The following is a 23,406-nucleotide window of genomic DNA, read 5'->3' as shown; positions in this document are numbered from 1 at the left end:
GGGTATAATGTATAATGAATATATACATATAATTTTAAAGAGGGAGAAAAGTTATGGGCATTAAAGAAGTGATGAAAAAGATATTTAGTCCTGGCGAAGATACGAAGGAAGACACAGCAGAGGTTAGTAACCTTGAACCTGTGAGGATTCACATAAAGCAGCAGCTAAGAGAAAAGGGTTTAAAAAATAACCAGATAGAAATAGATTTTTCAAATGTTTGCACTAAAGAAGAAGTTGTAAGGGTAGCGGAAGAGCTGGGATTTAATTTGGAAAGAGGAGAAAAGGAAGGAGTATGGTGGCTGTTTAGGTAGCGCCAAAAGGTGCCACCCACATGGCAAGTGGCAAGATATAGAGTTATGAAAATTTAGAAGAACTTGATAGAAAGGGTGAAATCATGGAACATTCATTAAAAACTACAAAGCCAGAGCAGTTCATAGACATAACATCAATTGTACAGGAAGAAGTAAATAAAAGTAATGTAAAGGATGGAGTAGCTGTAGTTTTCATTCCTCATACCACTGCTGGGGTAACAATAAATGAAAATGCAGATCCAGATGTTGTACACGACATTTTATTAGGTTTAGATAAGGCTTTTCCTGAGAAAAATGGATATCTACATATGGAAGGAAATTCTCATGCCCATATAAAAGCTTCACTTATGGGTTCATCCTGCAGCGTAATTGTTAAAAATGGAAAGTTAAAGTTGGGTACTTGGCAGGGCATATATTTTTGTGAATTTGATGGACCGAGAAATAGAAAGTTTTATGTAAAGGTAATTTAAAAGCAACCAAAAAGAAGCACCGGATTTATCTGCAGCGTCTTGCGTTTTGAAGTGCAAAACAAAAAATATCTAAAATAATAACGCAAAAACAGCAATAAAATTCACAGGAATTATTGCTGTTTTTATTATATTGCATGTAAGGTTTACTTGACATTATGTGAAGGCAATACTATACTAATAATGTAAGGTAAACATTACAGGAGTGATACTTAATGAAAAATAAAATAAAACAATTTCGTGAACATTTAGGACTAACCCAAGAACAATTGGGTGAACTTATAGGTGTATCGAGACAGGCAATTAACGCTATTGAAACAGAAAAATTTGAACCTTCTATATGGTTGGCCTACGATATTGCAAAAGTATTTCATAGTACCATAGAAGAAATTTTTCTATTTGAAGAAAGTGAAAGAAAATCAAGAGCTGAGCAAAGTAGAGGTGTAGTTTAAATGGCATTAAGGCAAATAAGGTTGTATGATGATGAAATATTAAGGAAAAAGAGTAAGGTAGTTGAAGTTGTAGATGATAAAATAAGACAAATATTAAATGATATGGCTGATACTATGTATAATACGGAAAATGGTGGCGGATTGGCCGCCCCACAAGTAGGTATATTAAAGCGATTAGTTGTAATAGATATGGGACAAGGACTTATAAAATTAGTAAATCCAAAGATAATTAGACAAGAGGGAACCCAAGAAGTTGTAGAAGGCTGTTTGAGTATTCCAAATAAATGGGGTAAGTTAATAAGACCTGCAAAAGTAACAGTACAAGCATTAAATGAAAATGGAGAGAAAATTATATTGACAGGTACAGGAGATTTAGCAAAATGCTTCTGCCATGAAATAGATCATTTGGAAGGTATTCTTTTTACTGATTTCGTTACTGAATATATAAAGTAATATCATTTAATGAATATATATAATTCTTAGGTTCATCCTGCAGCGTAATTGTTGAAAATGGAAAGTTAAAGCTGGGTACTTGGCAGGGCATATATTTTTGTGAATTTGATGGGCCAAGAAATAGAAGGTTTTATGTAAAGGTAATTTAAAAGCAACTCAAAAGAAGCACTGGACTTATCTGGTGCTTCTTTTATTTTAAGTAAGCATTGATTTTAAATAGCTTAGTTATTTTATTCATTATTATAATCACATTTCTGGCATTGAGCCATTATATGTTCACTTTCATTTTTATGATAAGCCCCAGACCATCTACAAATACTTTGTAAAATAGGCACAACAGATTTACCCTTATCCGTTAATGAATACTCTACCTTAGGGGGAATTTCATTATATTGTTCCCGTCGTACTATGTTATCTGAAATTAACCTTTTCAAAGTTGACGCTAATACTGCATCAGTTATATCTGTCATTTCCTTACGAATTTCACTGTAACGCAGGGTATGTTTTTCAGCCAGCACACATATAATACGCGAATTCCACTTACCACCGAATATATCCAATCCGTACTCTAAGGGGCATCTAATTTCCTTTTCTAATTTGGGTTTATACATCTTCCATCCCTCCAATACTTTTTATATATAAATTATATTCTATTGCTATGAATTTACAAGTTACTATGAAATTTATTAGTTACTCATAAATTTGTTGATATCTTTTACTTATGTAGCTTTTTTAATAAAATTTGACTATGCAATAAACAACTATAAGAATATTTAGGGAGGAATTTTATTATGGAAGTAAAAGCTTATCTTGAAATCACAATGAAAATTACTAGCGAAAACAGAGGTGCTGCAGGAAAGATTTATGCGGATTATCGCGCTCCATTTTTAAATAACATACCTGGTGCCCTTACTAAAAATCTTTTAATTCGCGATGAAGACGTTCAGGTACTTCACGGATTTGACAGCGTAGAGCATGCACAGGCATATTTAGATAGTGAGTTATTCAACAAGGATGTTTTTGTAGGTCTTAAACCATTATGGGATGCTGACCCTGATGTGAAGATATACAGTGTAGCATAATTTTTAATTATCACAAAGCCGTACAACTAGTAGCTTGTACGGCTTTTTACATATTTCAATAATAATCCCTCTCTAAGTTACAGATAGCATGTTGTATAATTTCAACAATCGTATATCATCTTTCGAAACCTTAAGCTGATGAATCAGAGCAGAATCTTCTTTTAAACGGGTTTTTGAAAACAGCATTTTAACAGCAATTGGCATCATTGGTCTGGACGAGAATCCGTTAAACAATCCCCATTTAGTGCCGGAATCTAAATAGGAGGCTAGTATTTGAACGCTGGCCTTTTCCATAGGTGTATCCTTGTTAACAAGGGAAATGCGTGTAAGAGCATCATAATGTTCAATGTATCCCCAATAAGTATTCTCACAGTTTTGATAATTATCAAAGTCTTTATAGTTCATATACATCATAATTTTATATTGGTTATTTTCTGTTTTAGAGAGAACGTCAAATACACAACGTATGATATTATTGCTTCGGCCGTCATAAAGATAGGAGTAAAATTGAGATGCTCCACTGAAAAAGGCAGGGCTGTTATTTTGGGGAGAGATAACAGTGCGTTTGGGACGAAGGTAGAGCAATTGCTCAACATGAATTTGCAGAGCATCAGCAATTTCATATAGTGTTTCTATATCAATGGAAATTTCTCCTTTTTCATATTTGGAAATTGTGGATTTACTTTTATGAAGCAAATTAGATAGCTCATCCAGTGTTAATTTTCGCATTTTTCTAAAGGCACGAATTTGTTTGCCAACCTGTGTACTAATCTCAGACATAGATTTCCTCCCTATAAATAGTTTCGTATAAATACACAAAATTTAAAAAGTTCTATAAGTTTTTATTATATACAAAAATTTTAGCATAAAAGAGGCGGCAAATCCATTGGGAGTAGAAAAAAATAAAAAAAAGTCCACTCACAGGAAACTTTGAGTGGTTTGATATGAAAAATTTTAGTTGCTAAAATAAGGTATAAGATAAAGGAGGTGTATTTAATGAGTTTAAATAAGCAGATTTTAGAACTTGCTAATGAATATGAAAATTATATTATTGATTGCAGGCGAAAAGTACATACATTTGCAGAAATTGGCATGCATGAATTTAAAACTAAGGCTTTTATTATAGAAGAGGCTGGTAAACTTGGTTTATCCTATGAAGAAGTACCAACAACCAGTGTCATAGTTAAATTAGACACAGGCCGTCCTGGTAAACATATTGCCCTTCGTGCTGATATTGACGCATTACCAATGGAAGAATCGCCTACCAATCTGGTTGGCACAAGGACATGTGTTTCTGAACATCCCAAAACCTGCCATGCTTGTGGACATGATGGTCATACGGCTATGTTACTAGGCGCAATGCAGATGCTATACCGTTTGAAAGACTCATTAAACGGTGTTATCTATTTTTGCTTTGAGGAAGGAGAAGAACCTAATAGTGGAATTGATGCCATCCTTGCAGCATTAGATAAGTATGCAATTGACCGTGTTTGGGGAATTCATGTTTATGCGGCACTAGAGGAAGGCAAAATTTCTGTACATGGACCACGAATGGCAGGTTATTGTACTGCAAGAGTTGATTTTATAGGAAAAGCAGGACATGCTTCCAGACCGGATTTGGCCATTAATCCATTATTTTGTTCTGCAAATTTCTTAAATAATCTTTGCGTGGCATTTTGTAATCAAATCACAGCTGGTGAAACTGTTACAATGGCTATTCCAATGATGCATGTTGGAAATGAATCCAATATGATTGACAGTAAGGCAGAGATTAAGGGAACTTTCAGATTTTTCAATAATGAAGAAGGTAAAAAGGCACAGAAATTATTCCGTACTGTTGCTGAGCACACAGCTGCTATGCATAAATGTAGAGCAGAATTTCCATTAGAGACTATTAATAGTGCTGTAATTAATGATGAGGAAAGCTCTAGGGTCGCTGAACGTGTATTGTCGGAAATATTGCCAGAGGGCAGTGTTGTTCAGTTTGATCCATGGTATGCCGGAGAGACATTTTCTAAATGGTTAGAAAAATATAAAGGGGTATTGGCCTTTTTAGGCATTAAAAACGAAGAAGCTGGGTATGGGGCAGGTCATCATAATGAAAAATTTGATTTCAATGAATCTGTGATGAAAACAGGTGCTATTTCAACTGTACGCTATGCAGTAGAATGGCTTAGAAATGATATATAACTTATAGATTTTAAGTAATGAATAGGAGTGATAAAATATGTATAATTTTGATGAAATTATTGACCGTAGAAATACAAATGCCATGAATACGGATGGATTCCGCAGCTATATTTTTCATGCAGATGACACAATGATCTTTCCTTATAAAGATGAAGAATTTATAAGGATGTGGGTTGCAGATATGGAATTTGCGACTCCAGATGTTGTAATTGATGGCATTAAAGAACGTTTGGAAAAACGTATTTTTGGATATACAAGAGTATTCGAAAACAGTTATTATGAAGTTTTTGCTAATTGGTGCAAGAAGCGTTATGGATGGACATTTGATAAAAAGGAGCTAGTTATGTCAAATGGTATTATTCCAGCATTGTACGAGCTAGTGGATTATATTTGTAAAGAGGATGAAAAGGTTCTCTTCTTAACACCATCCTATGCATATTTCAAGTATGCAGCTGATTTTAATCATAGGGAGTGCGTATGCTCAGACTTAGTTAATGAAGATGGATATTATACAATAGACTTTGAAGATTTAGAAAGAAAAGCTGCAGATGAGAAGACAACACTCCTTATTCTTTGTAATCCTCACAATCCCACAGGCCGTGTATGGAAAGAGGATGAACTTAAGAAAATGGCAGAAATTATAGAAAAGCATCAGCTTTGGGTTATTTCCGATGAGATCCACTGCGATTTAATACGCCTTAATCAAACACATATTCCACTAGGGAAGGTTATGCCAGATTATAATAAACTAGTTACCTGTATGGCACCTAGCAAAACATTTAATATGGCTGGCCTTATGATTTCACATATTGTTATCCCAGATGAAAAACTGAGAGAAATATGGCTTAGCAGACATTATAATTTTGATAATCCTTTAAGTATTGCAGCTGCTCAAGCGGCCTATGAAAAAGGAGAAGCTTGGCTTGAGGAATTACGAGCTTATTTAGATGAAAATTTCAGATTTACTAAGGAATATCTTTCAGAAAATTTACCAAAGGCAAAATTTAAAATATCGGAAGCCACTTATCTTGCATGGGTAGATTTAAGTGCTTATTTTAAGGAAGATGAGAATTTACCATTGTTCTTTGCATATAAGGCAGGAGTTCTGCTTGAAGGTGGAAATATGTTCGTTCAAAATTCCGACGGTTTTATTAGGTTAAATTTAGCATGTCCGAAGTCTGTCATAGAAGAAGGTTTGAAACGTATATGTGAGGCAGTTAATACAAAACATAATGAAAAATACACAGAAATTTGTTAATTTTAGAGGAGGCAAAATTATGAAGATTATTGAAACAAAAAATGCACCAGGAGCAATTGGACCTTATTCTCAGGGATTTGTGGTAAACGGGATTGTATATACTTCCGGACAGATTCCAGTTAATCCAGAAGATGGTACTGTAGCAGAAGGAATTGCTGCTCAAACAGAACAGAGCTGTAAGAATGTTGGAGCAATTCTTTCAGAGGCAGGATCAGGTTTTGATAAAGTGTTTAAAACAACATGTTTTTTAGCTGATATGGGAGACTTTGTGGCTTTTAACGAAGTTTATGCTAAGTATTTTGTATCAAAGCCAGCCAGAAGTTGTGTTGCAGTAAAGACACTTCCAAAGGGAGTTCTTTGCGAAATCGAAGCAATTGCTATCGAAAAGTAAAAAGGAGACGTGAATAATGAAGGTTAATGTAATTGGAAGTCATTTATGTAAAGATACTTTATATGCGCTATACAAGCTAAAAGACCAAAAAGCAGAGGTTCAATTTCAGGATATTTCCTCAAGTTTCCCTGCACTTAAGGTTTTTCTGGAGGCACGTGAAAACAATCCAATTTACGATAATGTCAAAAAGAATGGTGGGATTGGAATTCCGTTCTTTACATTAGAAGATGGCACACAAACCTTTGAACTGGATGCAGTTCTGAAGAAAATTCAGGAGGACTAGTTTTATGAATAAGCAGGAGTTTTTAGAAAAATATTTGATTGAGAGACGTGGGACAGACTGTTTTAAATGGGATGGTTTAGAAAGTAGATATGGAGATCCTAATCTGATTCCAATGTGGATTGCAGATATGGAATTTAAAACCTGTGACCAGGTTACTGAGGCCATGATTCAAAGAATCAAGCATGGGGTATTTGGATATTCCTCTGTTTCAGATGAATACTATAAAGCATTCTCGAATTGGATGGATGAGAGATATAATTTTCCAATTCAAAAAGAGTGGGTACGTTTTTCAACAGGTTGTATAACCGCAATTGCATGGGCTATTCATGCATTTACAAATCCAGAAGATGCTTGTCTGATTTTAACACCAGTTTATTATCCATTTCATAATGTAGTTACAAACAATGGAAGAAAGCTAGTGGCTGTTGATTTGGATTACAATGAAGGATATTTTACCATGAATTATGAAGCGATTGAAGAAGCAATAGTGGAAAATGAAGTGAAAATGTTTATCCAGTGCTCTCCTCACAATCCAGTAGGAAGAGTCTGGAGGGAGGAGGAATTAGATAAAGTTCTAGCAATCTGCAAAAAACACAATGTTTTAGTAGTAAGTGATGAAATTCATCAAGATATTGTACTTGAAGAAAATTCGTTCATTCCATCTGCAGTTGTGTCAGAGGGACTATATCGTGACATAGTTATCACAGTATCATCTGCTTCGAAAACCTTTAATTTAGCATCATTGCTTCATTCACATATTATTATTACAAATAATAATTTAATGAAAGTTTTCGATAAATTTGCCAGTGGATTGAATCGAACAGAGATGAATATCATGGGGCTTACCTCTACTGTGTCAGCATATACTCATGGTGGAGAGTGGCTATCAAATCTTATAGAAGTAATTCGTGATAATTATAATTATTTGAAAGAAGAATTGAATGAAAAGCTGCCGGATATAACGGTTTGTGCTTTAGAAGGAACGTATCTTGTATTTCTTGATATGCGTAAATGCATTGAACCGGAAAAATTGGCGGAATTTATTCAAGACAGATGTCATCTGGCAGTAGATTATGGTGAAGTGTTTGGTAAGAACTATAAAGGCTTTATCAGGCTGAACTTAGCAACAGATCCTGAATATGTGAAGCAAGCAGTAGAGAATATCATTACAGAGGCTGGAAAGCTTTAATTGAAATTAAAGGATAAATATGTAAACGGAGGGCATAAATATGGGAAATTTATTATCAACTTTGGCTGATTTTTTATGGGGATTACCGCTTATCATACTTGTAATTGGCTCAGGCTTATTCTTCACAATTGGTTCAGGATTTTTCCAGTTTAGAAAATTTGGGTTTATTATGAAAAACACATTTGGAGCTATGTTTAAGAGTGATAGTAATAATGAAAAGGGTATTGTATCACCCATTCAAGCAGTAAGTATAGCATTAGCAAGTACAATTGGTGTTGGAAATATTGCAGGGGTGGCAAGCGCTATAGCAACTGGTGGACCAGGAGCAGTATTTTGGATGTGGGTAGCCGCATTTGTAGGAATGATGACTAAAATGGTTGAAGTAACACTAGCTGTTCATTATAGGGAAGTAAATCCTGACGGTAGTGCATTCGGTGGACCAATGTATTATATTAAAAAGGGCTTGGGAATAGAGCGCGGTGTGAAGTGGTGGAAGTTACTAGCGGGAATATTTATATTTGGAATGTTTTTTGTAATATTTATTAGTTTGCAGTCATATACAGTAGCAGAATCATTTGAATCAACCTTTGGAATACCAATGATAGTAACAGGAACCATTTATGTTGTTCTTACTTATTTAGTTCTATTTGGAGGAATCAAAAGAATTGCAGAAATGGCATCAAAAGTTGTTCCATTAATGACAGGATTCTATTTAATTGGTGGATTGCTTATTATACTCATGAATATTGAAAATGTAGTGCCAGCTTTTCAATTGATTTTTCATGCTGCATTTAAGCCAATGGCTGCGGTAGGAGGCTTCGGTGGTGCTGCTTTATCAGCGGTAATCAAGAGAGGTGTTTCAAGATCTGTATATAGTAATGAAGCTGGCTTTGGTACAGCGCCAATGGCACATGCAACAGCTAAAGTAAAGAGCCCAATTGACCAGGGATTATGGGGAACATTCGAAGTATTTGTTGATACTATAATCGTTGGTACTATGACATCGCTTGTGATATTAACGACAGGAGTATGGTCCTCTGGAGCTTCAGGTGCAACATTAACGCTAACAGCATTTGAATCAACTCTTGGCTATCCAGGAAGAGTATTGTTAAATGTGGCTATATTTATATTTGCATGGACTACATCAACAGGTCAATGGACGTATGCCGAATCAATCCTAAGATTTATGTTTGGTGAATCAGAAAAGAACGAACAAATTGTTAAAGTTATAAGGTATATCTATCCTTTGTCACAATACGCAATGGTTTTACTTGCAGTTACAGTAGGGCTACCACCAAAGACAATGTGGTTATTTGCTGACGTAATGACTGCTTTGCCTACATTTATTAATGTACTTACCTGCGTGGCACTTAGCGGAGTATTCTTTAAGTTGCTTAAAGATTATGAAAGTAAACTGAGAAATAATTCTGTTGAGCATTTGCAAGAGGATGTTACAGAGTAGAAAAAATGATTGAACATGAGTAATATATTTAGTAATAAATAAAAGTAAATTAGAGATTACTCTATAACACAGAAAAAAGGATTACAGAGTTTTTGGTTAAAAACCCTGTAATCCTTTATATATAAATAAAAATATAAAAAACTTTACTCTAATTTAGATGAAATGGAAGGTGAGAATATGGAAAAAAAGAATTTAGTATGGGAAAACATAGGGTTTTCATATAGAGAAACTGATAAACGATATGTTTCAAATTATAAAAATGGTGAGTGGGACAAGGGGTCACTTACTTCAGATTCAAATATTATTTTAAATGAATCTGCAGGTGTTTTTCAATATTGCCAGTCAATATTTGAAGGATTAAAGGCTTATACAACAAAAGATGGGAGTATTGTAACATTCCGTCCTGATTTAAATGCAGAACGAATGATAAATTCTGCAAAAGGTTTGGAAATGCCGCCATTTCCGAAAGAACGATTTTTAGATGCAATTGATCAGGTAGTAAAAGCAAATGCTGCCTGGGTTCCACCCTACGGAAGCGGAGCAACACTTTACTTGAGACCTTATATGTTTGCATCCTCTCCGGTAATTGGTGTGAAGCCAGCAGAGGAATATCAATTCCGTATATTATGTACTCCAGTTGGGCCTTATTTTAAAGGTGGTGTAAAACCATTAACAATTTGTGTCAGTGATTTTGACCGAGCTGCACCACATGGAACCGGACATTTAAAAGCGGGGCTAAATTATGCAATGAGTTTGCATGCATATGTGGAATCACATCGAAAAGGATTTGATGAGAACATGTTTCTAGATTCTGCTACGAGAACCTTCGTGGAAGAAACCGGCGGAGCTAATTTCTATTTTGTAACAAAAGATAATGAAATTGTTATTCCAAAATCAGAGTCTATTTTACCATCTATTACAAGACGCTCTATGATGACTGTGGCAGAGAAATATCTTGGTTTGAAAGTGACTGAGAGACCAGTTAGATTGTCTGAAATCAATTCTTTTGTAGAATGTGGCTTGTGTGGAACAGCAGCGGTGATTTCTCCAGTAGGGAAAGTGGTAGATCATGAAAAAGAAATTTGTTTTTCTGGCTGTCAGAAGACTATGGGACCTGTTACCCAAAAGCTTTATGATACATTAACTGGAATTCAGTTAGGAGATGTAGAGGCACCAGAAGGATGGATTAGGAAGATTTGCTGATTGTTATAATAAAATAGTAGTGAAATAGTTAAATGCAACATATAACTATTAAAAATAATAGTTACTAATAAATTGGCTTATATATTGATTGCTTGAAGCATTTTCCATAAAATATGCTTAGGAGTTATAGTTAAATTGCAATAGGATATGAGGAGGTTTAATAAAAATGCAGATCATATATCTGGCGGTTGTATTTCTTGTAATCATTGGCCTGCTGGCAATTCGACGTCCGTTGTATCAGGCGATTCTGGGAGGGTTAATTGTCACAGCATTCTTTTACCAGATTCCACCTGTGGAGATTGGAAGACGGACAACCATGGTAATTACCAAGTGGTCATCGTTATCCGTGCTGATCTCCCTGTATCTAATTACTTTTTTACAGCGCATTTTAGAATCCCGCAGCCAAATTAAACTAGCGCAGCAGGATTTGGACGGAATCTTTCATAACCGCCGGATCAATACAGTGGGAGCAGCTCTGTTTATTGGACTGCTTCCGTCGGCGGCATCCATGATCCTGTGCAGTGATATCGTAAAAGATGCCACGGATGGATACCTGGAGCCCAAGGAACAGGCCGTTGTTGCCAGTTGGTTTCGACATATTCCAGAGAGCGCATTACCTACTTACACTGGTGTGCTGCTGATGTTGACATTGTCAGAAGTACCTATTTCTCAATTTCTTATGGGAATGATTGTGCCGGTGATTGTACTGGTGGTGTTGGGATATGTGCCATATCTAAGGAGACTTCCAAAAAATCCGGGTACACCGGGGAGTGATTCCCGCGCAAAAGATGTGCTACATTTATTTGAGCATTTATGGTCGCTATTGCTGATTTTGGTGTTGATTCTGGGATTTGGGTTTTCGGTTGTTTCATCGGTGCTGATATCCATTGTTGCATCCATACTGGTTTATCATATTGGAGCTGTAGAACTGTCAGCTATGTTTCGTTCAGCTTTTGAAGGAAAAATGCTGTCTAATACATTTCTGGTATTGGTTTTAAAAGAATTTATTGATTATACCGGTGTTCTTAAACTGCTGCCGGAAGCCATGGCAGCATTGCCGCTTCCGACCTATTTGGTGTTTGCACTGCTGTTTTTTGTGGCCACTGCAATCAGTGGCACAACGGGAGCCATCGCCATGGGAACTCCGCTGGCGTTTGCTGCCATTCCGGGCGGCATGCCACTGATGGTATATCTTATGTGCATCTGTCATGCAGCTAGTCAGGTATCCCCAACCCATATCTGTCTGGTAATAGCAGCTGATTATTTCAACGTAACTTTAGGCGAATTGATTCGAAAAACATTACCTATGGCACTGTTGTTTTGTATTTTAATGACTATTTACTATAATATTTTATTGATTATATAATAGGCTGCCTTTTTAAGGCAGCTAATTTGTTTATATATAATTGTAGAGTTTAGGGATAAAAGAATAACAATAAAATTATTAAGAAAATTATCTGTGAAGAGATTTAAACAAACATAACCAAGTGAATTTTCACTTGGTTACATCTTGTATAAAGATATTTAATTACCAAATCTATTAAAGTGTTGACTTTTAAATCCCTGATTCTTTATAGACTTGTGCTTTGCATTAGGATTATGGTTATGTCCTTCTTCAGTTATTGGAGTTTGATAATTACATTTTTCCATTCTTGCTACCTTATTATCTGGTTGACTATCTTTTGGCATAAGAACACCTCCTCAGCATAATATCTTTACACAGTTAGTTTGTACATCGCTACATAAATTATTCTAGCTAAATTCATGCCCTGGTATTCCATTATTAACATAGGTTTTACCTTCCAATGGCGCAAAGCCAGATATCATCATGTCTGTTACAACAGGATATGCTCTATGATTATTTGGAAATGTAAAATTAAGGGTATAATTTTTTCCGTAAAAAGCAGCCTTTGTTCCATCTCCTATAAAAACCGCTGTATTTGTAAGGAAAATAACTTTTTTATTTTCTGTTTTTCCATCCACTTGATATATGGTAAAATCAAAAGAATTATCCCTCACATTGGAAATGACAACTTCGCAAGAACTTTCCAAGATATTATCTCCAAAACGCCTGTCGTCAAAATAAGTGCCTTCATATAATTTAACCTTACCACTTACCTTAGCTTTTTCTGGAGCGATATTATTTTCGTCTTTTCCTAACTTTTTAGTTGAATTTACTTCCTTAGAAGAATTCTTTGATGTTTCTTTTTCTTCGTCCTGTGATATTGAAGAGTTTTCTTTATTGGAATAATCAATTGTAGATTTATTAATAGAGCAGCCAATTAATATATTTGCAAAGAACAAGGATAAAATAACAAGAATAAATTTTTTCTTTAAAAATTTTGACTTCATTATTTAAGGATCCTTTCTTTAAATATTGTTGATTTGTCATTAAAAATATTATAGCATAAAAACATGAAATAGGGGTCAGGACCCTGGCAAAAAAAGTAAGGGGCTTGACCCCTGGGTTAAAAAGGAAAAAGTATTAAAAGAAGCAATGGATAGTCTAACGAATTTACTTTAGGGGTGCAAAAGTGACTGTAAAAGTTATAGTTAAGTATATATAGTTTTGAATGTATTGGAATTATCTTTGTGATTAAGGTACAATAGTAATGAATACTTGTATTTTTTACGAAGTAAGGATTATTTATTAAGCAGACAGATAAATGTTAACTTGTAGAGTTGAATTAAATATATCATATAGTTAAAATAATAAAATGAGGTGAATAAGATGGACAAAGAATGTAATGTTAAACATAAATGTGATGGTGAACTCTTTGAGGCTGTTGAAGGTGGTTATGTATGTAAGGCCGCAATAAACGAACAAGCTCTAAATAAATGTAAATGGTGTGGAAAGTATGGACATGAAAGTGTGATGTGCCAAATTGAGAATACTGGACTTTATGAGTGCAGGTATGGGTTTGGGTGTAAAGATTATATAGAAGAAGACCTTGAAGAAATGCTAGAAATACACCATTTCTGCTTTGGGTAATAGGAGCATGGCTTACATACAAAAACCAAAATTAATGTTAATAAATTGAATTTTATTGAGAAGTAAAAAGGCATGATAATTTCATCTAATTATCATGCCTTTTCCTTTACAAAAGCTATTGTAAAAATCCCTTTAATTTTAGTTTTTGTACCTCTAAAGTAAACTCGTTATAGATATTTTACTGCTTTTTTATATTTTAATCCAAGGTTTTGCTGAACTTTTTCATAGTAATAAAGACAATAATAAAAATTAAAAGCATTAGGGAACTAATTGGTTTTATTAAATAAGAAAAACCAACTCCCTTTACAATTATTCCTCTAAGTATTTGCAGAAAGTATGTTATAGGTAAAATGTTGCCCATGTAGTATACAACTTTTGGCATTGCTTCTCTTGGAAACATAAATCCTGAAAGAAGTACACTTGGTAAAAGCAGCCCAATGGAGGCCTGCATGGCTTGCAGTTGAGTTTTAGCTACAGTCGATATAAGCATCCCCATGGCCAAGGAACATATCAAAAATAGCGTACCTAACAAAATAAGTAAAAGCATACTGCCCTTTACCACAACTCCAAATATTAAGTATCCTAAAGCAAGTGCTATCAGCATGTCCACAAAACCTATAATAGTATAAGGAATTAATTTTCCTAAAATCAATTCAAGGGCTGTAACGGGAGTCATAATAAGCTGCTCTATGGTTCCTTTTTCTTTTTCCCTTACCATGGTAAAAGAAGTTAGTATCACCGTTATGTTTTGCAAAATTAATCCTATAACTCCAGGTATGTTAAAATTGCTGCTTTCCATAGTTGGGTTGTATAAAGTAAAAGGTTTTACATTAACGCTGCTGCTTGGGCTTATTTTCTTTAATTTAAGAGAATAGTTATTCCCAATTAATAAAGAGTAAGACAGTGCAGTTCTTGCTATGGTTGGATCTGACCCGTCTACCAGCACCTGAATTTCTGAAGGGGTGTTTTTTCTAAGATTTTTTGTAAATTCAGGTGGAATTACAAGTCCAACCTTTGCTTCACCCATATCTATAGCTTCTTGCACTTCCTTTTGAGAATTTACCATATCATATAGGGTAAAATAATAGGAATTTGTGAATTTATTTACTAATTCTCTACTATCAGAGGTTTTATCTCCATCATAAACAACTAAGTTTACATTATTTACATCTGTGTTTACTGCAAAGCCAAATAAAAACAGCATCATAATTGGCATAACCATGGCTATGGCTAAACTGGCTTTATCTCTTCTTATATGAATAAATTCTTTCTTTGTAATAGTAAATAGTCTTTTCCACTTCATTAAATTTTCCCCCTAATCCTTTGACAGCTTTAGCTCATCAAAAGATGATATAACATCTCTATTGGAGAGTTTTTTTACATAATCAATAAATATATCCTCTAAATTATTTACTCCATGCTTTTTATATAAGTTATCCGTGGTATCAATGGTAATAAGTTTGCTATTGTATATAAAAGCTGTAATGTCGCATATAGAGGCTTCATCCATATAGTGGGTGGTTACTAGGACAGTTATGCCGCCCTTAGCGAGCTCTGTTATTGTATGCCAAAATTCTCTTCTTGAAACAGGGTCAACTCCTGCAGTAGGTTCATCCAGCACCAGTAGGCTTGGACTATGTATAAGTGCACAGCCTAAAGCAAGTCTTTGCTTCCATCCACCGGATAGGGTACCTGCCAAACTTTTTTCCTTACCCTTTAAATTTGCCATTTCAATGAGTTCTAATTTTCTCTGGGCCAATCTTTCCTTAGGTAACATATAGATATTACCGTAGAAATCAAGATTTTCCTCCACAGTTAAGTCTTCATACAAACTAAACTTTTGAGACATATATCCTATATTTTGTTTGATTTTTTCAGATTCCTTTATAATATCATAGCCAAGCACTTTTCCTTCACCAGAGGTAGGTCTGAGCACTCCACAAATCATTCTTATGGTGGTGGATTTTCCGGAACCATTTGGCCCTAAAAATCCAAATATTTTTCCTTTAGGTATATCAAAGGATAGGTCATCCACCGCTGTAAAGTCATTGAATTTTTTGGTTAGATGTTTTATTGAAATAGCGTATTCCATAATAAACCCCCGTTATTTTAAATTTACATCAAAGAGCATTCCAGGTTTAACTATATCTAAGTTATCCATTATTTTTATTTTCACGCCATATACAAGTTTTGCTCTATCTTTCTTAGTAACTATGTTCATTGGGGTGAATTCTGCTTCTGAGGAAATATAGCTTATCTTACCCTTTATAGTTTTACCTTCAAGAAAATCACTTTTCATAGTTACTTCTTTATCCAGCTTAATGCTAGGAAGTACTTTTTCTGGCACATATATTTTTACCCACATATTTTCAGTATTGAGCAATGTAACTATAGGGCTTCCTGGTGCCACATATTCTCCCGTTTTATAATTGATAGTTTCTATGGTTCCAGAAGCTAAAGATATTACATTGCTTTTATCCAGTGCAATTTTAGAAAGTTCATAACTATTTTTAGCTTTTTCTACTTCATAAGAGGCAGAGGTTTTATCTCTATTGGTAGCTCCATTTATAAGTAAGTTTAACTTTTCCTTTGCAGCATCCAGCTGTGCTTTATAGCTATTTAGCTGAGCGTTGGCAGAACTTATGGAACTATTAACAGTATTTAATGTATTTGAAGTATTATCAAAGAGGTTCTTAGCTGCATCCATATTGTATTTTGACTCTATTCCTTCTTTATATAGAGCTGCAGTATCATCATAAATCTTTTTTCTATAATCATAATTTTTCTTTGCAGCATCAAGGCTATCCTTAGCTGATTGAACTGAGGCTTCTCCTTGAGCAACAAAAGCTTGGGCTTGTCTTACTACAGCTTCTTGAGCTTTTATTTCTTCTGCTCTGGTTCCTTCTTGCACCTTTCCTAATTGATTTTCAGCACTTTTCACACCAATTTCAGCACTCTGTAGTTTTAGTTCACTTTCACTTGGGTCTATAATTGCAACTAAGTTTCCTGGCTTGATCTTATTCCCTTCTTTAAATTTTAGCTCTTTAACTTTCCCATTGATTTCTGCAGAGAGGTTTATCTTATCTGCTTCAGCTGAACCATAGTATATGTATTCATCATCTTTATCCTTATTAGCATTTTTCATTATAAAAAAGGTTGAAAGGCATGCTAATGCGAGTATGGAGGCTATAATTTTGATATTTTTCTTTTTTGCCAAAATAACCACTCCTTTTTATTCCTTAGATAATATGCCATTAAGCAATATATCTACCATATTTTTTATATCTTCTTCTTTGCCTTCTTTTTTATGGAAAAACTCAGGGAACATACCCGTTAGAGAAATATAACCCATAAGCATACTAATCATGGTCCTTGTTATAACACTTGGATCTATGTCATCTCTAAAATTTCCTTTTTCTATGTTTCCTTCCACAAAGGCACTTATAAAGGGGATGACCTTAGGTGCAATATCCCTTTGAATAGTTTCTAATAACTCTGGATGATACATGGCTTCCACAAAAACAGTTTTAATAAGTGGAAAGTTTTTTTCTATAAGAGTTAATCTATCTATAAATAAATCTTTTATTACCTCGTCTATAGGCTTATCTTTTTCATTCTTTATAATTGCTTCTGCAGATTTAATAACTAGGGGCCTAAAAAATTTAACAATTATAGGTAGTATAAGTCCCATAAGTAAATCCTGCTTAGTCTTGTAATACCTAAAAATAGTTCCCTCTGCTACTTCTGCCTCTTTAGCAATTTCACTGGTTCTGCTTTGACCAAAACCTTTTTCAGAAAAGACCTTCACTGCAGCCTCTATTATCTGCCACTGCCTTTTTGTAATTTCTTCTTCAGAGAAGTTTCCTTCTAAAAATAGGCTTTCTATTAAACTTGCATTTTCATCTTTTGAAAAGTCCATAATATGATTTATTCCTCCTATATGTAAATTTGTATAAGTGATAACTTTTTAATAATGAGTGTTTACTCATTATTAGCTTACAACATTTATATTCTTTTGTAAAGGGAAAGAAAGTAAAGGGTCAGGCCCTTGGAAAAAAATGCAAGGGACCTGGCCCCTGGAATAAAAAACCAGAGTAGAAGTTTTAAGATAACTTATGTATAATAAAATTAGTAATATAGGGAAATTAGGTGTTAATATGGAGAATAAAATACTTATTGTTGAAGATGATGAAAATATAAGAGAAGTTGTAGCTGAATATTTAAAAGAGTCAGGCTTTGTTGTTATAACAGCTGAGGATGGACAAAAAGCATATGATATTATAACAAAAGTAGATAATATAGATTTATACATTTTAGATATAATGCTGCCAGAGATAACAGGTCTGGAGCTTTTAAAAACAATTCGTGAATTATGTGATACACCAGTGCTTATGTTAACTGCATTAAGCGACGAGCATACACAACTCATTAGCTTTGATGCTCTTGCAGATGATTATGTAACAAAACCATTTTCTCCAAAATTGCTTGTTAAAAGGGTAAAATGCTTATTGAGAAGAACGGGGAAAATGTATAATTCCTTTCAAGTTGGACCAATTTATATTGATGTGGACAGCTATTCTGCTTTTGAAAATGGAGAAAAGGTTATATTGACATTAAAGGAATTTGAATTGCTAAGGATACTTATGAAAAATTGCGGAAAGGTTCTTTCAAGACAGCAGCTTTTAAATTATGTATGGGGATATGACTATTTTGGAGATGAACGTATTGTAGATGTACATATAAAAAATGTCCGTAAAAAATTCAAAGTAAATATTATTCAAACAGTCAAAGGTGTTGGATATAAAATAGAGGATGAATGGAGTGGTGTTAAGGATGTTTAAAAAAAGAGGAATTATCCTTGATACATTCATATTTACCTCTATATTAATTTCTTTGGTTATTATAATATCATTTGGGATTTTGTGTACAGTTTTGCCTGATTATTATCATTATTCAAAACAGAAAAACTTAGAAGCTAATACAGAAGTTTTAGTTGAAAATATAAAGTCTGCAAAGGAAGATGAAGAAATCTCTAAATTAATAGCAGAGTTTTCTACCTTAAATAATGCAAATGTTATGGTTTATGACGAAAAGGACGAGCTAATAGTTGAGCTTTCAACACCATTTAACTTATACTATAATGCTAATGAAGATGCACCAAGGGTAAGGATTAAGGTTGATAAAATAACTGAAAATCAAAACACAAATAAAAAAAGAGAAGTATTTATTTTTCGTAATAAGGCTTCTTCAATTGAATTTAAAAAATATATAGGGACTAATGCTATAGGCTATATTAGAATTAATGGAACAATGCAGCCTATTAATGAGGCTAAGGGTGTGATAATATCTTTAGCACCTTATTTATTAGTTGTGGATATTCTCATTGCGCTTATAGCAGCGTATCTTTATTCAAAGAAAATTACAAATCCTATTGTTAAGTTGTCGGATACTGCCAGGCAAATGCAGACCTTAACACCGGATATTAAATCCGGCTTGAGGGCAAAAAATGAAATAGGGGAATTGTCGGAGAATTTGGATTTGCTGTATGAAAAACTTTGTTCAAACATTGATAATTTAAAAATAGAAATGGATAAAGTATCTGAACTTGAAAAATCAAAAACTGATTTCATGCGAGCGGCAAGTCATGAATTAAAAACTCCAATTTCTGCATTAAACGGTATTATAGAGGGTATGATTGATAATGTTGGAGTATATAAAGATAGGGATAAATATCTTTTAAAGAGTAAAAAATTAATTGATAGTTTGACGAGCTTATTAAATGAAATATTAAACGCATCAAGATTACAAATAATTGAAAACACTGTAAAACAAGAAGAAATAAAGCTTTGTGAATTAGTAGAGTCAACTTTAGAGGATAATCAATTATTTATTGATGAAAAAAAGTTGAATGTTATTTTGCCAAAGTTAGATTTTACTATACAATCAGATAAGGTTATTTTAAAAACAATTATATCTAATGTTATATCAAATGCTGTTAGATATACTGTTGAAAAGGGAAACATCAATATAGCTACGATGGAGGAATCAAATTTATATTGTTTTTCAGTTGAAAACCAATGTGATAATATACCAGAAGGTGAATTGCAAAAGCTATTTGAGCCATTTTATACCCGTAATTACAGCAGAAATAAAAATAAAAGTGGAACGGGTTTAGGTTTATATATTGTAAAACGAAATTTTGAAAAGTTAGGTCTATCTTATAAACTGGAAAATACAGCTTTGGGTTTAAAATTTAGTATATATTTTGAAAAAACTGCTCATTAGAGGCAGTTTTTTTGTTTCTAATTAACTTCATATGAACTTCATATTAATTTCACAGTAACTTCAAACGCAAATTATATACTCAATTCAAATGAGTTGTTTTAATTAAACAAATTTGAGGAGGAGAAACAATGAAAAGGATTATTTCAATTATTTTGTTACTATCCATGTTAATTTCTGTTACAGCATGCAGCAGTAAAGTGGATAGTAATATCAATACTAATGAAGCTCAAAAGGGAGCTAATAAATCTGAAAATATGGACAAAGTAGCTGAAGCTCTTAAGGGAGAAATATCAGGAGAAATAAATGTTTCTTCTTATGATTCTGTTATGTATAAAAGCTATTTAGAAGCAGCAGCAAAAGCTTTTGAAGCAAAATATCCAGGTACAAAGGTTAATGTTAGTGCGTTCTCAAAGGCACCTGATGTTAAAACTGCTGGCAAAGGCAAGAAAATGATTACTGCAACCATAGATGAAAAAAGCCAAAGTGATTACATAAATCAAGTCAACACAGAACTTATGACAGGTAAAGGAGCAGATGTTCTTGCCATGGATATTTTGCCATACTACAAATATGCTGAAAATGGTCAAATAGAGGATTTAAGCTTGTATATGGAACAGGATAAAGCATTTAATAAAGATAATTATCGTAAGAATATATTGGATGCTGTAAGTTATAAAGGAGGTCAATACATTTTCCCTTTAGATTATTCCTTTGATTTTATAAGTTATGATAAGACATTATTAAACCCTAAAGATCAAAATAATTTTAATCCATACGATGGCTATACTTACGATCAATTAGCTGAAATAGGTAAGAGTTCTTTTGATGAATATAATAGCAAGAACTCAGCAAATCCTATTAAAATGTTTAGTCTTTCTAGCGGTTCTGCTGGAACTAGTTCTATATTTAATCAGCTATTCAATTTAAAATATGATGATTTTGTGGATATTGAAAATCGTACTGCAAACTTTAATAATGAAGAGTTTATAAATATTCTAGAAAAATCTAAAGAATATGAGAAAAAAGGGTATTTAAATTTATCTGCACAAAAAAGCATGGCTGATATATCGAAGAAAAATGCTTCAAAAGAGAATATATACAAGACTGTTAAAGATGCAATGCTTCTTCAAGCATTTGACGACAGCAAAACTAATAAAGGTGTCATTAATGTTGGAGGAAGCGGGATTTTTGGAAATAATGATGCAATAGCAGGTATTTTAAAGAATGATGAAAATGAAGTTATATTTGATTTTTCACAGGCTTATGCATTAAATTCTAACTCTGATAATAAGAAAACAGCTTGGGAATTCATTAAGTTTCTTGCAAGTGAAGAAATGCAGACCTCCTTTTATTTAACAGGTCGTCCTATTAATAATAAAGCAAGCGAAGAAAAATCAAAGCAGCAAGTTACAGGTGAATTATATTCTCCTGATAAAGCTACACCAAAATTGAATGAAAAGCAAACTAAAACATTTAATAATTTAATGAATGCAGTAAATAAGTATTCTGATATGCTTAATAAATATATGCTACAGGACACAGTTATAAATCAAATTATAAAGTCAGAAGTAAAATACTTCTTTGATGGAAGTAAGACTGCAAAAGAAGTTTCCGAAATAGTACAAAGTAAAGTTGAGTTGTATTTAAATGAATAAAACAATATTTTCTAAGAAAAGAAGTTTAAATCCAGCATTGCTGTTTATTCTTCCAGGTCTTTTAGGATTTATTATATTTTATATATGGCCGTTTGTATTATCTCTGGGATATGCTTTTAGTGATAAGGCAGTTAATGGAAGTTTTGTTGGACTAAGAAATTTCATAGACTTGCTTAATAATAAACCATATCTCAGAGGATTAAAAAATACATTAGTATTTATTTCTATATGCGTACCCCTAAATATTTTTATGTCTTTAGGGGTAGCTATGTTAATAAAGAAAATAAAAAGGTATAAAAAACTTTTTATTTTGATATTTTTAATTCCATTAGTTATTCCATCAGGCTCAATGGTGTTCTTTTGGAAAATGTTTTTTGACTATAGTGGAGTTTTAAATAGTATTTTATGTCAATTAGGATTTGAAAAAATCAATTGGCTGGAAACATCTAACGTAAGGTATGTGATTGTTCTTATATTTATATGGAAAAACCTTGGATATAACATGATATTGTTTTTATCAGGCTTAAGCTCAATTCCAAAGGAATACTATGAAGCGGCAAAGGTTGATGGTGCTGGCCCGCTAAATGAGTTTGTTAATATTACCCTTGCAAATTTGATTCCTACTTTTTTTATTGTGGTTATTATGTCTATTATCAATTCCTTTAAGGTGTTTAAAGAAATATATTTAATTACAGGCAGCTATCCTCATGAGAGCATATACATGCTGCAGCATTTTATGAACAATATGTTTAGCTCTCTTAATTATCAAAAGCTAACTACAGCAACATGTATCTTAATACTAATCATTGGGATACTGACACAATTTCTTTTTAAAATTGAAAAGGAGATATCTAAATGAAAACAAAGTTTGTTAAAAACTATTCTTATATAATTTTATTTATATTAGGATTTATATTTCTTTTTCCCTTGATAATAACATTTACAAATTCTTTTATGTCGGAAACGGAAATAGGCCTAAATTATGCAACTAAGCTTTCTTCTTTTGACATAGCAGCTGGTATAAAAGATAATTTGGTTGATATGAAATTAATACCAAATGAAGTTACATTTGAACAGTATAAAGAAACTCTTATTAATCAACCATCATTTATGATTTTATTAATGAATTCATTGAAAATCACAGTTCCTGTAGTGATTGGAAATGTAGTTATATCCTTGCTAACAGCATACGGATTTACAATATGGGATTGGAAATACAAGGAAGTGGTATTTTTTATCTACATAATTGTTATGCTTATGCCTCTGCAGGCGGTTTTAGTGCCTAATTATATAGTTGCAGATATGATTAATATAAAAGATAGCTATTTAGCTATTATTTTGCCAGGTATATTTTCTCCATTTGGAACATTCCTGCTGCGTCAAAGTATGAAGTCAATGCCGATAGAGTATTCTGAGGCAGCTTCTATTGATGGAGCAGGTCCCTTTTACATATTTTTTTATATTGTAATACCTCAGATAAAATCAGGGATAGCTGCACTTTCTATGCTTGTTTTTATAGAGTATTGGAATTTAGTTGAGCAAGCCATTATATTTATTAAAGATTATTACCGAGAGCCATTATCCGTTTATTTATCAAGAATTGCAGAAGGTAAGATTGGAATAATATTTGCAGCTTCATGTATATATATGTTTTTACCATTATGGTTTTTATTGGTAGGACAAGAAAACTTAGAAAAAGGAATAGAACTTTCAGGAATAAAGTAATTTCTCTA

At 33.2% G+C, this 23,406-nt stretch carries 27 protein-coding genes and 1 pseudogene; 20 read left to right on the top strand and 8 right to left on the bottom strand.

Features of this window, described 5'->3' with window-relative positions; translation table 11 throughout:
* The first annotated feature begins 53 nt into the window (after window positions 1–53).
* The 5 genes and pseudogenes from BSD9I1_RS06355 to BSD9I1_RS06335 all read left to right on the top strand — a co-directional run.
* Window positions 54–311 (top strand): hypothetical protein, encoded by a 258-nt coding sequence (locus BSD9I1_RS06355; protein WP_186429627.1) that lies wholly within the window; start codon window positions 54–56, stop codon window positions 309–311.
* Window positions 312–394: 83 nt separating this feature from the next.
* Entirely contained in the window at window positions 395–781 is a 387-nt protein-coding gene (locus BSD9I1_RS06350) for a secondary thiamine-phosphate synthase enzyme YjbQ (RefSeq protein WP_186429626.1), read from the top strand.
* 212 nt (window positions 782–993) lie between these two features.
* Entirely contained in the window at window positions 994–1,230 is a 237-nt protein-coding gene (locus BSD9I1_RS06345) for a helix-turn-helix transcriptional regulator (protein WP_035310500.1), read from the top strand.
* On the top strand, window positions 1,231–1,683 hold the full coding sequence (gene def / locus BSD9I1_RS06340) for a peptide deformylase (RefSeq protein WP_035310499.1): 453 nt from the start codon (window positions 1,231–1,233) through the stop codon (window positions 1,681–1,683).
* A 26-nt stretch (window positions 1,684–1,709) separates the two neighbouring features.
* Window positions 1,710–1,832 (top strand): annotated as a pseudogene (locus BSD9I1_RS06335) (YjbQ family protein); the annotation flags it as partial.
* 81 nt (window positions 1,833–1,913) lie between these two features.
* On the opposite strand, the gene BSD9I1_RS06330 reads toward BSD9I1_RS06335, so the two are convergent.
* Window positions 1,914–2,294, bottom strand: coding sequence for a helix-turn-helix domain-containing protein (locus BSD9I1_RS06330; protein ID WP_186429625.1), 381 nt, complete (start codon window positions 2,292–2,294; stop codon window positions 1,914–1,916).
* 180 nt (window positions 2,295–2,474) lie between these two features.
* Between BSD9I1_RS06330 and BSD9I1_RS06325 the strand changes: the two genes are divergently transcribed.
* Window positions 2,475–2,765 (top strand): hypothetical protein, encoded by a 291-nt coding sequence (locus BSD9I1_RS06325; protein ID WP_186429624.1) that lies wholly within the window; start codon window positions 2,475–2,477, stop codon window positions 2,763–2,765.
* Between the two features lie 72 nt (window positions 2,766–2,837).
* Here the strand turns inward: BSD9I1_RS06325 and BSD9I1_RS06320 are convergent, their stop codons facing one another.
* A complete protein-coding gene (locus BSD9I1_RS06320; protein WP_186429623.1) occupies window positions 2,838–3,545 on the bottom strand; it encodes a helix-turn-helix domain-containing protein in 708 nt (235 codons plus the stop codon).
* Window positions 3,546–3,761: 216 nt separating this feature from the next.
* On the opposite strand from BSD9I1_RS06320, the gene BSD9I1_RS06315 reads away from it, so the two are divergent.
* From BSD9I1_RS06315 to BSD9I1_RS06280, 8 genes are all read left to right on the top strand, one after another.
* Window positions 3,762–4,955, top strand: a complete 1,194-nt coding sequence (locus BSD9I1_RS06315; RefSeq protein ID WP_186429622.1) for an amidohydrolase — start codon at window positions 3,762–3,764, stop codon at window positions 4,953–4,955.
* 37 nt (window positions 4,956–4,992) lie between these two features.
* Window positions 4,993–6,213 carry a MalY/PatB family protein gene (locus BSD9I1_RS06310; RefSeq protein WP_186429621.1) on the top strand — a complete coding sequence of 407 codons (1,221 nt, stop codon included), beginning with the start codon at window positions 4,993–4,995 and terminating at the stop codon, window positions 6,211–6,213.
* Between the two features lie 19 nt (window positions 6,214–6,232).
* On the top strand, window positions 6,233–6,604 hold the full coding sequence (locus tag BSD9I1_RS06305) for a RidA family protein (RefSeq protein WP_186429620.1): 372 nt from the start codon (window positions 6,233–6,235) through the stop codon (window positions 6,602–6,604).
* A 16-nt stretch (window positions 6,605–6,620) separates the two neighbouring features.
* Window positions 6,621–6,887 carry a glutaredoxin gene (locus tag BSD9I1_RS06300; RefSeq protein WP_186429619.1) on the top strand — a complete coding sequence of 89 codons (267 nt, stop codon included), beginning with the start codon at window positions 6,621–6,623 and terminating at the stop codon, window positions 6,885–6,887.
* Between the two features lie 4 nt (window positions 6,888–6,891).
* The gene (locus BSD9I1_RS06295; protein ID WP_186429618.1) at window positions 6,892–8,076 is read left to right on the top strand and encodes a MalY/PatB family protein; all 1,185 of its coding nucleotides are present in this window, start codon (window positions 6,892–6,894) and stop codon (window positions 8,074–8,076) included.
* Between the two features lie 40 nt (window positions 8,077–8,116).
* A complete protein-coding gene (locus BSD9I1_RS06290; protein WP_186429617.1) occupies window positions 8,117–9,538 on the top strand; it encodes a sodium:alanine symporter family protein in 1,422 nt (473 codons plus the stop codon).
* 162 nt (window positions 9,539–9,700) lie between these two features.
* On the top strand, window positions 9,701–10,741 hold the full coding sequence (locus BSD9I1_RS06285) for a branched-chain amino acid aminotransferase (protein ID WP_278281158.1): 1,041 nt from the start codon (window positions 9,701–9,703) through the stop codon (window positions 10,739–10,741).
* A gap of 166 nt (window positions 10,742–10,907) precedes the next feature.
* Window positions 10,908–12,107 carry a DUF401 family protein gene (locus BSD9I1_RS06280; protein ID WP_186429616.1) on the top strand — a complete coding sequence of 400 codons (1,200 nt, stop codon included), beginning with the start codon at window positions 10,908–10,910 and terminating at the stop codon, window positions 12,105–12,107.
* Between the two features lie 158 nt (window positions 12,108–12,265).
* Here the strand turns inward: BSD9I1_RS06280 and BSD9I1_RS06275 are convergent, their stop codons facing one another.
* On the bottom strand, window positions 12,266–12,430 hold the full coding sequence (locus tag BSD9I1_RS06275; protein WP_186429615.1) for a hypothetical protein: 165 nt from the start codon (window positions 12,428–12,430) through the stop codon (window positions 12,266–12,268).
* A 63-nt stretch (window positions 12,431–12,493) separates the two neighbouring features.
* Window positions 12,494–13,093: a hypothetical protein gene (locus BSD9I1_RS06270; RefSeq protein WP_186429614.1), complete on the bottom strand. Its 600-nt coding sequence runs from the start codon at window positions 13,091–13,093 to the stop codon at window positions 12,494–12,496.
* A 379-nt stretch (window positions 13,094–13,472) separates the two neighbouring features.
* Here BSD9I1_RS06270 and BSD9I1_RS06265 point away from each other — a divergent pair, with 379 nt between their 5' ends.
* Window positions 13,473–13,733: a hypothetical protein gene (locus tag BSD9I1_RS06265; RefSeq protein ID WP_186429613.1), complete on the top strand. Its 261-nt coding sequence runs from the start codon at window positions 13,473–13,475 to the stop codon at window positions 13,731–13,733.
* Window positions 13,734–13,929: 196 nt separating this feature from the next.
* On the opposite strand, the gene BSD9I1_RS06260 is transcribed toward BSD9I1_RS06265, so the two are convergent.
* The 4 genes from BSD9I1_RS06260 to BSD9I1_RS06245 are packed head-to-tail and all read right to left on the bottom strand — an operon-like array spanning window position 13,930 to window position 17,652.
* Window positions 13,930–15,036, bottom strand: coding sequence for an ABC transporter permease (locus tag BSD9I1_RS06260; protein ID WP_186429612.1), 1,107 nt, complete (start codon window positions 15,034–15,036; stop codon window positions 13,930–13,932).
* A 12-nt stretch (window positions 15,037–15,048) separates the two neighbouring features.
* Window positions 15,049–15,825, bottom strand: coding sequence for an ABC transporter ATP-binding protein (locus BSD9I1_RS06255; protein WP_035310448.1), 777 nt, complete (start codon window positions 15,823–15,825; stop codon window positions 15,049–15,051).
* Window positions 15,826–15,837: 12 nt separating this feature from the next.
* Complete coding sequence (locus BSD9I1_RS06250) at window positions 15,838–16,959, bottom strand: HlyD family secretion protein (RefSeq protein WP_242966429.1); 1,122 nt, start codon at window positions 16,957–16,959, stop codon at window positions 15,838–15,840.
* A gap of 6 nt (window positions 16,960–16,965) precedes the next feature.
* The gene (locus BSD9I1_RS06245) at window positions 16,966–17,652 is read right to left on the bottom strand and encodes a TetR/AcrR family transcriptional regulator (RefSeq protein ID WP_186429611.1); all 687 of its coding nucleotides are present in this window, start codon (window positions 17,650–17,652) and stop codon (window positions 16,966–16,968) included.
* 238 nt (window positions 17,653–17,890) lie between these two features.
* Between BSD9I1_RS06245 and BSD9I1_RS06240 the strand changes: the two genes are divergently transcribed.
* The 5 genes from BSD9I1_RS06240 to BSD9I1_RS06220 all read left to right on the top strand — a co-directional run bounded on the left by BSD9I1_RS06240 (window position 17,891) and on the right by BSD9I1_RS06220 (window position 23,398).
* Entirely contained in the window at window positions 17,891–18,574 is a 684-nt protein-coding gene (locus BSD9I1_RS06240; RefSeq protein WP_186429610.1) for a response regulator transcription factor, read from the top strand.
* Window positions 18,567–20,018: a HAMP domain-containing sensor histidine kinase gene (locus BSD9I1_RS06235; protein ID WP_186429609.1), complete on the top strand. Its 1,452-nt coding sequence runs from the start codon at window positions 18,567–18,569 to the stop codon at window positions 20,016–20,018. The genes BSD9I1_RS06240 and BSD9I1_RS06235 overlap by 8 nt, the downstream gene beginning before the upstream one ends.
* 128 nt (window positions 20,019–20,146) lie before the next feature.
* Complete coding sequence (locus tag BSD9I1_RS06230; RefSeq protein WP_186429608.1) at window positions 20,147–21,673, top strand: ABC transporter substrate-binding protein; 1,527 nt, start codon at window positions 20,147–20,149, stop codon at window positions 21,671–21,673.
* Entirely contained in the window at window positions 21,666–22,532 is an 867-nt protein-coding gene (locus BSD9I1_RS06225; RefSeq protein ID WP_186429607.1) for a carbohydrate ABC transporter permease, read from the top strand. The genes BSD9I1_RS06230 and BSD9I1_RS06225 overlap by 8 nt, the downstream gene beginning before the upstream one ends.
* Window positions 22,529–23,398, top strand: coding sequence for a carbohydrate ABC transporter permease (locus BSD9I1_RS06220; protein ID WP_186429606.1), 870 nt, complete (start codon window positions 22,529–22,531; stop codon window positions 23,396–23,398). The genes BSD9I1_RS06225 and BSD9I1_RS06220 overlap by 4 nt, the downstream gene beginning before the upstream one ends.
* Window positions 23,399–23,406: the final 8 nt, after the last annotated feature.

The organism is Clostridium sp. BSD9I1 (assembly GCF_900185645.1).
Lineage (GTDB): Bacteria > Bacillota > Clostridia > Clostridiales > Clostridiaceae > Clostridium_AK.
Note: the sequence above shows the minus strand (reverse complement) of the source record. Positions and strands in the feature narration are given on the sequence as shown.